Source organism: Flavonifractor plautii ATCC 29863 (assembly GCF_000239295.1).
In the GTDB taxonomy this organism is placed as follows: Bacteria; Bacillota; Clostridia; order Oscillospirales; family Oscillospiraceae; genus Flavonifractor; species Flavonifractor plautii.
Window position 1 is genome coordinate 1 of the sequence record NZ_JH417784.1, and the last position, 9,239, is coordinate 9,239.

At 66.7% G+C, this 9,239-nt stretch carries 9 protein-coding genes; all 9 read left to right on the forward strand.

Features of this window, described 5'->3' with window-relative positions:
• Nucleotides 1–238 precede the first annotated feature (238 nt).
• Nucleotides 239–1,840: an ABC transporter substrate-binding protein gene (locus HMPREF0372_RS10115; RefSeq protein ID WP_007491819.1), complete on the forward strand. Its 1,602-nt coding sequence runs from the start codon at nt 239–241 to the stop codon at nt 1,838–1,840.
• A 27-nt stretch (nt 1,841–1,867) separates the two neighbouring features.
• Nucleotides 1,868–2,836: an ABC transporter permease gene (locus tag HMPREF0372_RS10120; protein ID WP_007491821.1), complete on the forward strand. Its 969-nt coding sequence runs from the start codon at nt 1,868–1,870 to the stop codon at nt 2,834–2,836.
• Complete coding sequence (locus tag HMPREF0372_RS10125; protein ID WP_007491823.1) at nt 2,833–3,654, forward strand: ABC transporter permease; 822 nt, start codon at nt 2,833–2,835, stop codon at nt 3,652–3,654. The genes HMPREF0372_RS10120 and HMPREF0372_RS10125 overlap by 4 nt, the downstream gene beginning before the upstream one ends.
• Complete coding sequence (locus HMPREF0372_RS10130; protein ID WP_007491826.1) at nt 3,639–5,276, forward strand: ABC transporter ATP-binding protein; 1,638 nt, start codon at nt 3,639–3,641, stop codon at nt 5,274–5,276. Before HMPREF0372_RS10125 ends, HMPREF0372_RS10130 begins: the two co-directional genes overlap by 16 nt.
• A 27-nt stretch (nt 5,277–5,303) precedes the next feature.
• On the forward strand, nt 5,304–5,837 hold the full coding sequence (locus tag HMPREF0372_RS10135; protein WP_024723385.1) for an FmdE family protein: 534 nt from the start codon (nt 5,304–5,306) through the stop codon (nt 5,835–5,837).
• A gap of 11 nt (nt 5,838–5,848) precedes the next feature.
• The gene (larE, locus tag HMPREF0372_RS10140) at nt 5,849–6,592 is read left to right on the forward strand and encodes an ATP-dependent sacrificial sulfur transferase LarE (protein WP_007491830.1); all 744 of its coding nucleotides are present in this window, start codon (nt 5,849–5,851) and stop codon (nt 6,590–6,592) included.
• Complete coding sequence (gene larB, locus HMPREF0372_RS10145; RefSeq protein WP_007491832.1) at nt 6,593–7,354, forward strand: nickel pincer cofactor biosynthesis protein LarB; 762 nt, start codon at nt 6,593–6,595, stop codon at nt 7,352–7,354.
• Nucleotides 7,351–8,634, forward strand: a complete 1,284-nt coding sequence (larC, locus tag HMPREF0372_RS10150) for a nickel pincer cofactor biosynthesis protein LarC (RefSeq protein ID WP_007491834.1) — start codon at nt 7,351–7,353, stop codon at nt 8,632–8,634. Before larB ends, larC begins: the two co-directional genes overlap by 4 nt.
• A 244-nt stretch (nt 8,635–8,878) precedes the next feature.
• Nucleotides 8,879–9,239 (forward strand): S-layer homology domain-containing protein (locus tag HMPREF0372_RS10155; protein ID WP_039997192.1); only part of this gene is annotated, 361 nt, incomplete at its 3' end.

Consider the following 9,239-nt stretch of genomic DNA (forward strand, 5'->3'; position numbering starts at 1 on the left):
GTTCACCGTCCAATATGTTTGACAAACCTACACGAAATCGGGGGAACAGGATTGACAGCCCCGCCCTTTTTCTGCTATACTGAGCCAAACGAGCCGCTGAAGCGGCTTTAGAAAGGCTGAAGCCTTTTTCCACACCCATCCCCCGGCCGTTGAAACCGGTGAACCGAAGTTCACCATGTGCGCCTGCGCGCACATGGTGGGCTTTTTTTGTGTCCGGGGAAGAAAAGGAGAGAGACCCATGAGCAAGTATGGAAAAAGAGCGGTCGGCCTGCTTTTGACGGGCGCCCTGTGCGCCGGCCTGCTGGCCGGCTGCGGCGGCGCGCCGGAGGCCGCCGTCACCCCGACGGCCCCGTTGGAGAGCGGCTCCGCCTCCGGTCGCCGGGTGGAGACCCTCCGCCTGGAGGGGGGCACCGACTGGGGCGTCCCAAATCCCTATCTGCACCAGTCCCGCGGCCCCGGCACGGCCAAGATGCGCCTGGTGTACGGCAGCCTGCTGGAGAAGGACGAGACCGGCGACGTGCCCTGGCTGGCGGAGCGCTGGTCCATGGACGGCAACGACTACACCTTCACCCTCTTTGCAGACGCCCAATTCCAGGACGGCGCGCCCCTCACCACCGCCGACGTGGCCTTCACCCTGGACTACTATCAGGAGCACCCCCCGGTGTCCAACTCCCTGGGGGTGGGGGACGGCTATCTGGTGGACCACTATACGGTGGTGGATGAGCAGACCATCACCATCACCGTGAAGGAGGCCAACGCCGACACCCTGTCCAACCTGGGCTCCTTCGTGATCCTGCCCAAGCACATCTGGGAGAGCGTGGACGATCCCAACTCCTACACCGGGGAGGGCTATCTGACAGGCAGCGGGGCCTATGCCTGCACCGCCTATGACGGGGCCACCGGCAGCTATGAGTTCACTGCCTTCGACGGCTGGTGCAACGGGGAGCAGGCGGCGGAGAAGATCCAGTTTGTGCCGGTGAGCGACCCCCTGCTGGCCTTTGAGAGCGGGGAGATCGACATCACCTCCCTGCCCGCCGACCTGATGGACACCTATTTGAACGACCCGTCCATCGGCGTGGTGGAGAAGGCCAACGACATGGGCTATAAGCTGCTCATCAACTACGAGCGGTGCCCCGACTTTTTGGAGCTCGCCCTGCGGCAGGGGGTGTACGCCGCCATCGACCGGCAGAGCGTGGTGGACAGCGTGTTCCGCGGCGCGGGCACGGTGGGCAGCGCGGGCTACGTCCCCCAGGGCAGCCTGTACTATAACGAGAACGTGGTGCAGTACCCCTATGACCCGGAGGCGGCCCGCGCCGTCTTTGCGGGGAAGGGTTATTCCGTCACCCTTCTGTGCGGCGACGACGGGGACGACCTGGCCATCGCGGAGATCATCCGCAACGGCCTCACCGCCGCGGGCATCGAGGTGGCGGTGGAGGCCCACGACTCGGCCACCCGGGACGGGCGCATCAACAGCGGCGACTACGAGTTCGCCCTGGTGGGCAACGGCGGCTGGGGCAACAATCCCCCCACCTACATGCGCACCCTGTTCTCCGACGAGTCCAAGTTCTCCGGCACCAACCCCCACTCCATGGGGGCCATCGGCTACTCCAACGCCGAGATGACCGCGTTGGCCGAGGGCCAGGTATACGAGACCGACTTTGACAAACGGGTGGAGCTGTTTCAGGAGCTGGAGCTGCTGGTGAGCCGGGAGATCCCCATCATCGTCATCGCCAACCAGTCCTCCTACTCCATGTACCGCAAGGATGTCTATGACGGCTGGATGAAGACCTACGCCTACCAGCAGGCGGAGCAGAACCGCCTGTCCTACATGGCGCGCTGAGGTCCGCCCCGCCGGGAAAGGAGAAGCATGGGAAAAAAGCTGCTGATGCTGCTGGGGGCCTTTCTGGTCATCTATCTCCTCAACTTCTCCATTCCCCGGCTGATGCCGGGCGACCCCTTTGACTACACCTCCGGGGCCGCCGGGGACGATGTGGACGCCGCCTACTCGGAGGAGCAGAAGGAGCTGCTGCGGGCCTACTACGGCCTGGACAAGCCCTTTTTTCCACAGCTGAGGGACACCATTGTGGACAACCTCCACGGGGACTTCGGCCAGAGTATCCACTATAAGCGGCCCGTGGCGGATATTCTGCTGGAGCGCCTGCCCTGGAGCCTGTGGATCATGGGGAGCACCCTGGCCCTCAGCCTGCTCCTGGGGGTGGCCCTGGCCCTGCTGTGCGTCCGCCGGCCCTGGGCCGACCGGGCGCTCTACCCGGTCCTCTCCGCCCTGGCGGAGGTGCCCCCCTTCCTCACCGGCGTGCTCCTGCTCTTCCTGGTGGCGGCCCGGGCAGCGTGGATTCCCCTCTCCGGGGCCTACACCCCCTTTGCCCAATACGACGGCCTGTGGCAGCGGCTGGGGGACATCCTGGTGCACAGCCTGATGCCGGTGTGCGCCCTCACCCTGGTCACGGTCCCCAAGCTCTTTTTTACCGCCCGGGCCAGCTTTTTCACCATCCTGGGCAGGCCCTACCTCACCAGCGCCCGTGCCAAGGGCCTGACCGCGGGGCGCATCCGCACCGCCTACATCCTGCGCAACGCCGCCACCCCCATCGTGGCCCGCTTTTTCCTCAGCGTGGGGGGCGCAGTGGGGGGCACCATTCTGGTGGAGAACGTCTTCGCCTACCCCGGCCTGGGCACCGTCCTGCGGGAAGCGGTGCAGTACCGGGACTATCCCATGCTCCAGGGGGTGTTCCTCCTGTCCGCCGTGCTGGTGCTCCTCAGCCTGGCGGCGGCGGACGTGGTCAACCGCCGGCTGGACGGAGAGGAGGAGGGGCCATGAGGCGCAAATGGCTGGTTCCCCTGCTCCTGCTGGCGCTGCTGACCCTCTGTTTTCTGTGGGGGGTCACCGGATACCCCCACCCGGCCCAGCTCCCGTCGGGGGGCTCCCTGGAGGCCCCCTCCGCCGCCCACTGGCTCGGCACCGACAACCTGGGGGTGGACATCTACGCCCAGATCTCCGCCGGCTTCTTCCGCAGCCTGGGCATCGGCCTGGCCGCCGCCGCCTTCACCTTTGCGGTGGGGGGCGGCCTGGGGATACTGGCGGGCTTTGCGGGGGGCTGGGCGGACGCTCTGATCTCCTTTCTGATCCAGGTGCTTCTGGCCATCCCCCAGCTCCCGGTCATGATCGTCATCGGGGCCTTTCTGGGGCAGAGCACCTGGAACCTGGTCTGGATCATTGCCGCCTTCTCCTGGGCCCCGGTGGCCCGGCAGATGCGGGCCAAGACCATCTCCATCCGGCGGCGGGACTACGTGCAGATGGCCCGGCTCTACGGCGGCGGAACCTGGTACCTCATCCGCACCCACATCGGCCATGAGCTGTGGCCTCTGCTCACCATCAATGCCCTGGCGGTGGTGGGACGGGCCATTCTCCAGGAGTCCTCCCTGGCCTTTCTGGGCCTGTCCGACCCGCTGGCCCGCTCCTGGGGTATGATGATCGCCCGGGCCGTGGACTTCCCCGGTCTCTACCGGACGGACTTCTGGACGTGGTGGCTCCTCCCGCCGGTGGGGGCGCTGGTGCTGTCCACGCTGCTGCTGCGCCTGCTGGTGGGCGGGCTGGAGGAACAACAGAGGAGGGACAAGCCGTGCTGCTGGAAGTGAACAACCTGTCGGTGTCCTACCCGGAGTTCACCCTTCACCCGGTGAGCTTTGCTCTGGACGCCGGGGAAATGCTCACCATCGTGGGGGAGTCGGGCAGCGGCAAGACCACCCTGGCCCGCGCCATCGCCTGCCTGTCCGAGCCGGAGGCCCAGGTCAGCGGGCAGGTGTACCTCAACGGCAGGGAGCTGCTGGCCATGGACGAGCGGGCGCGCAGGCCCCTGCGCATGAAGGAGTTCGCCCTCTCCTTCCAGAACTCGGCCGAGTGGCTCAACCCCTCCCTCACCCTGGCGGAGCACCTGCGGGAGGTGCTGTGCCGGGCGTACCGGGGGGCGGCCATGGCGGCGCGGATGGAGGAGCTGATGGCCCTGGTGGGTCTGGAGACGGCGGATCTGGAGCGCTATCCCCGGGAGCTGTCCGGCGGCATGGTGCAGAAGTTCCTGCTGGCCAACGCCCTGGCCCTCAACCCCGCCCTGGTGCTGCTGGACGAGCCCACCGGCGCCCTGGACATCGCCTCCAGCCGGGGGATCACGGCGCTGATCCAGGAATTAAACCGCAGGCTGGGCACCGCCTTCCTGGTCATCACCCACGACATGAAGCTGGCCGCCGACCTGGGCGGGCGGACGGTGGTGCTCTACGACGGGCACGTGGAGGAGGCGGGGGACACCCGCGCCCTTTTGGACCACCCCCGCCACCCCTACACCCGCGGCCTGCTCCAGTCGGCGGTGGGCCTCAACCCGGTGCGGGACATGTGGGGCATCCGCCCCACCACCGTCTCCTACACCCGGCAGCCCCACGGCTGCCCCTTCTACGGCCGCTGTACCCAGAGCCTGCCGGACTGCGCCGCCCACGCGCCGGAGCTGACGGCGCAGCCCGACGGCCGCCTCCTGGCCTGCAACCGGGGGGGCGTGCTCACGCTGCTGGAATGCCGGGGCCTCCGCAAGTCCTTCGGGCGGCAGCGGGTGCTGGACGGCATTGATCTCACCCTCTACAGCGGGGAGATCGTCTCCCTGGTGGGCCGCTCCGGCGCGGGCAAGACCACCCTGGCCCGCACCCTGGCGGGGCTGCTCCCCCTGGAGGGAGACGGGGCGGTGGAGTTCCAGGGGGAGGCGGCCGACTTTGCCGCCCTCCACCGCCGCCTGGGCGGAGTACAGATGGTACTCCAGGACAGCCAGGCCGCGCTCAACCCCCGCATGACGGTGCGGGAGGCGGTGGAGGAGCCCATGCGACTGTCCGGCTGCTTTCAGGACGGGGCGGCGGAGCGGGCGCTGGAGGACGTGGGCCTTTTCGCCTGCGACAGCTTCCTCACCCGGCGGATTCACGCCCTGTCCGGCGGCCAGCGGCAGCGGGTGGCCATCGCCCGCGCCCTGACCATGGAGCCGGCCCTCCTCATTGCCGACGAGCCCACCTCCATGCTGGACCCCTCGGGCAAGGCCAACCTGCTGCGGATGCTCAAGGGCCTCCAGAACAGCCGGGGCTTCTCCATGCTGTTCATCACCCACGATCTGGACAGCGCCCTGAAGATTTCCGACCGTCTCTTCCGTCTGGAGGGGGGGACGCTCACCCGGCTGAACCCCAACGACTACATTCAAGTGCGCTTTGACGGCCTGTTTGACGCGGGCTAGCCTACGCCGTAGAAAGGACGAATGAATATGGATCGACAAGCCCTCTGGGATAAATGCGTGGCCTTCCACGGCCACGCATGCGGCGGCCTGACCATCGGCTTCCAGGCCGCCCGGTACGCCATGGAGCTGCTGGAGCTGGACTTCTCCGCCGACGAGGACGTGGTGTGCATCACGGAGAACGACGCCTGCGGCGTGGACGCCATTCAGGTGCTACTGGGGTGCAGCGTGGGCAAGGGCAACCTGCTCTTCCACCTCCGGGGCAAGCAGGCCTTCTCCTTCTACAACCGGAAGACCGGCAAGGCGGTGCGCCTGGTGCTCCGCCCCACTCCGGCGGAGTACCAGACCAAGGAGGAGCGGTTCCGCTACCTCCAGGACGCCGCCCCCGCGTCCCTTTTCGACGTGAAGCCCGCCGTGCTGTCCCTGCCCGAGAAGGCCCGGCTCTTCCAGTCCCTCCCCTGCGACGGCTGCGGCGAGGTGACGGCGGAGCACCTGCTCCGGCTGGAGAATGGGAAAAAGCTGTGCCTGGACTGCTTCCGGGCCTATAACCGCTTCGACGTGTGAGGAGCCGGGCCATGACGCTGAACGAGTTTTTCGCAGCCCATCCCAAGTGCGCCCTGGGCTTCTCCGGCGGGGTGGACTCGGCCTATCTGCTGTACGCCGGGGTGCAGGCCGGGGCGGATATCCGCCCATACTACATCAAAACCGCTTTCCAGCCCCGGTTTGAGCGGGACGACGCCCTCCGGCTGGCCGGGGAACTGGGGGTGGAGGTGACGGTGCTGGAGCTGGACGCCCTGGCCGACCCGCGGGTGGCGGCCAACCCGGCGGAGCGGTGCTACTACTGCAAGCAGAACCTGTTCCGCGCGCTGAAGGCGCGGGCCGCGGCCGACGGGTACACCGTCCTGCTGGACGGCACCAACGCCTCCGACGAGGCCGGCGACCGGCCGGGCATGAGGGCTCTGCGGGAGCTGGAGGTGCGCTCCCCCCTGCGGGAGTGCGGCCTGACCAAGGCGGACATACGCCGCCTGTCCAGGGAGGCGGGCCTCTTTACCTGGGATAAGCCGGCCTATGCCTGCCTGGCCACCCGGATTCCCACCGGGGAAGCCATTACCGGGGAGATCCTGGCCCGGGTGGAGGGGGCGGAGGACGCCCTGTTCCGCCTGGGGTACACTGACTTCCGGGTGCGGGTGTTCCACGGGGCGGCACGGCTCCAGCTTCCGGCCGGACAGCTGGAGCGGGCCGTCCGGGAGCGGGCCGCCCTGCGGGCGGCCTTGGCCCCCTATTTCAAGCCGATTCTGCTGGATTTGGAGGAGCGCTGAATGGAACAGAGAGCGATCAAGGCCCTGCTGGAGCAGGTGGCCGCCGGACAGGTGGATGTAAACGACGCCCTGCTCAGGCTGAAAATGGAGCCGTTCGAGGAGCTGGGCTTTGCCAAGCTGGACAGCCACCGGGGCCTCCGCCAGGGGGTGGCCGAGGTGATCTACGGCGCGGGCAAGACCCCGGAGCAGATCGCCCGCATCGTGGACGCCATGCGCTCCGGCGGGCAGGACACCATCCTCATCACCCGCATGTCGGCCGAGGCGGCGGCGGCCATTGACCCGGCCCACCCCTTCACCTATTACGAGATGGGCCGCATCGGCATCGTGGGCGGCTTGCCCGCCCCAGACGGCAGCGGGAAGGTGGTGGTGGCCACCGGCGGTACCAGCGACATGCCGGTGGCCGAGGAGGCCGCCCTCACCGCCGAGGCCCTGGGCAACGAGGTGGTGCGCCTGTACGACGTGGGAGTGGCCGGGCTGCACCGTCTGCTCTCCCACCTGGAGGAGCTCATGAGCGCCAACGTCATCATCGCCATTGCGGGGATGGAGGGCGCCCTGGCCAGCGTCATCGGCGGGCTGGCCGACTGCCCGGTAATCGCCGTCCCCACCAGCATCGGCTACGGGGCCTGTTTCCACGGTCTGTCCTCCCTGCTGTCCATGCTCAACTCTTGCGCCAGCGGGGTGAGCGTGGTCAACATCGACAACGGCTTCGGCGCGGGCTATCTGGCCAGCATGATCAACCACATGGGAGGGAAACAGAAATGAGAACACTCTATCTGGACTGCGGCATGGGGGCCGCCGGCGATATGCTCATGGCGGCCCTGCTGGAGCTTGCGGACGACAAGGCGGCCTTTCTGGAGAAGATGAACGGCCTGGGCCTGCCCGGTGTGGCGGTATCCGCCGCCCCGGCCGTCAAATGCGGCATCACCGGTACCCATGTGGCGGTGACGGTACACGGGGAGGAGGAGGTCAGCTGCGACGTATCCCCGGAGGGACACATCCACCATCACGACCAGGGCCATGACCACAGCCACAGCCATGAGCATGGTCACGAGCACGAACATGGCCATGAACACGAGCACCACCAGCATGACCACGACCATGGACATCACCACCACACCGGAATGGGGGAGATCCGCCATCTGTTGGGCCATCTGGAGCTTCCCGAGGCGGTGCGGGCCGATGCGGAGGCGGTCTACGGCCTGATCGCGGAGGCTGAAAGCCACGCCCACGGCGCGCCGGTGGAGGAGATCCACTTCCATGAGGTGGGCAGCCTGGACGCGGTGGCCGACGTGGTGGGGGTCTGCCTGCTGGTGCACATGCTGGGTGTGGAGCGTATCGTGGCCTCCCCGGTGCACGTGGGAAGCGGCCAGGTGCGCTGCGCCCACGGCATCCTGCCCGTGCCCGCCCCCGCCACGGCCCACATTCTCCGGGATGTCCCCATCTATGGTGGGGCCATCCGGGGAGAACTGTGCACTCCCACCGGCGCGGCGCTGCTCAAGCACTTTGTCACCGAGTTCGGCTCCATGCCGGTGATGAAGGTGGAAAAAATCGGCTATGGTATGGGAAACAAGGACTTTGAGGCGGCCAACTGTGTCCGCGCCCTGCTGGGAGAGACAGCAGGCGGCAGAGATGAAGTGGCTGAGCTGTGCTGCAATCTGGACGACATGACCGCCGAGGCCATCGGCTTTGCCCAGGAGGAGCTGCTTGCCGCCGGAGCACTGGACGTGTATACCACGCCCATCGGCATGAAGAAGGGCCGCCCCGCCGTGCTGCTCTCCTGTATGTGCCGTATGGAGGATCGGGAGAGGCTGCTTGGCCTGCTTTTCCGGCACACCACCACTCTGGGCGTGCGGGAGAATGTGTGCCGCCGGTATACCCTGGAGCGGGGTGAGCGCACCGTGGATACCCCCCACGGCCCCGTGCGGCTCAAGACCGCCTCCGGCTGGGGCGTCGTCCGCTCCAAGCCAGAGTACGAGGATGTGGCCCGTATCGCCCGCGGCCAGGGCATCAGCCTGGCTGAGGTGTGTGATTGGCTCAAGTGACCTGTACTGTGTTTTAAGTCTAAGTCTACCAAATGTCTACCAAAAAGAGCCCGGAACCGTTGCGGTTCCGGGCTCTTTTTGCGCTTGGCCTGCCCGGCGTGTCTACCAGAGGTCTACCAACGCCACTTTTTGCCGCTCTTTTGTGCCATTTAGAACTGCATGTGGGGGGAATCCCTCCTTTTTCATGGCTTGCAAGGGGCGTCATACGCCCCTCTGGCTCAAAATTCAGAAGGAGGAAATCCAAATGAGAAACCTCAAGCGGGCTCTCAGCCTGGCTCTGGCGGCGATCATGCTTATCGGCATGATGGTTGTCTCCGCCTCCGCTGTGAGCTACAACGATCTCACCGATAAGGATCAGATCGTGAACAAGGACGCCGTTTCCATGCTGGTTTCCCTCGGCATCATCGAGGGCAAGCCCGACGGCTCCTATGGTCCTACCGAAAATGTTGACCGCGCTCAGATGGCGAAGATGCTCTCCGTCATCATGAACAAGGGCGTGGACAACAGCGCTCTGTACCAGAGCGTCAACTCCGGCCTGACCGATATCACCAGCAACTGGGCCAAGGGCCATATCAACTACTGCTACACCACCGGCATCATCGCCG

What these genes read in the sequence shown, in the direction of transcription:
- HMPREF0372_RS10135 (WP_024723385.1), top strand. Translation starts at nt 5,304, where the DNA reads ATGGATCGACAAGCCCTCTGGGATAAATGCGTGGCCTTCCACGGCCAC.
- larC (WP_007491834.1), top strand. Translation starts at nt 7,351, where the DNA reads ATGAGAACACTCTATCTGGACTGCGGCATGGGGGCCGCCGGCGATATG.
- larE (WP_007491830.1), top strand. Translation starts at nt 5,849, where the DNA reads ATGACGCTGAACGAGTTTTTCGCAGCCCATCCCAAGTGCGCCCTGGGC.
- larB (WP_007491832.1), top strand. Translation starts at nt 6,593, where the DNA reads ATGGAACAGAGAGCGATCAAGGCCCTGCTGGAGCAGGTGGCCGCCGGA.
- HMPREF0372_RS10115 (WP_007491819.1), top strand. Translation starts at nt 239, where the DNA reads ATGAGCAAGTATGGAAAAAGAGCGGTCGGCCTGCTTTTGACGGGCGCC.
- HMPREF0372_RS10120 (WP_007491821.1), top strand. Translation starts at nt 1,868, where the DNA reads ATGGGAAAAAAGCTGCTGATGCTGCTGGGGGCCTTTCTGGTCATCTAT.
- HMPREF0372_RS10125 (WP_007491823.1), top strand. Translation starts at nt 2,833, where the DNA reads ATGAGGCGCAAATGGCTGGTTCCCCTGCTCCTGCTGGCGCTGCTGACC.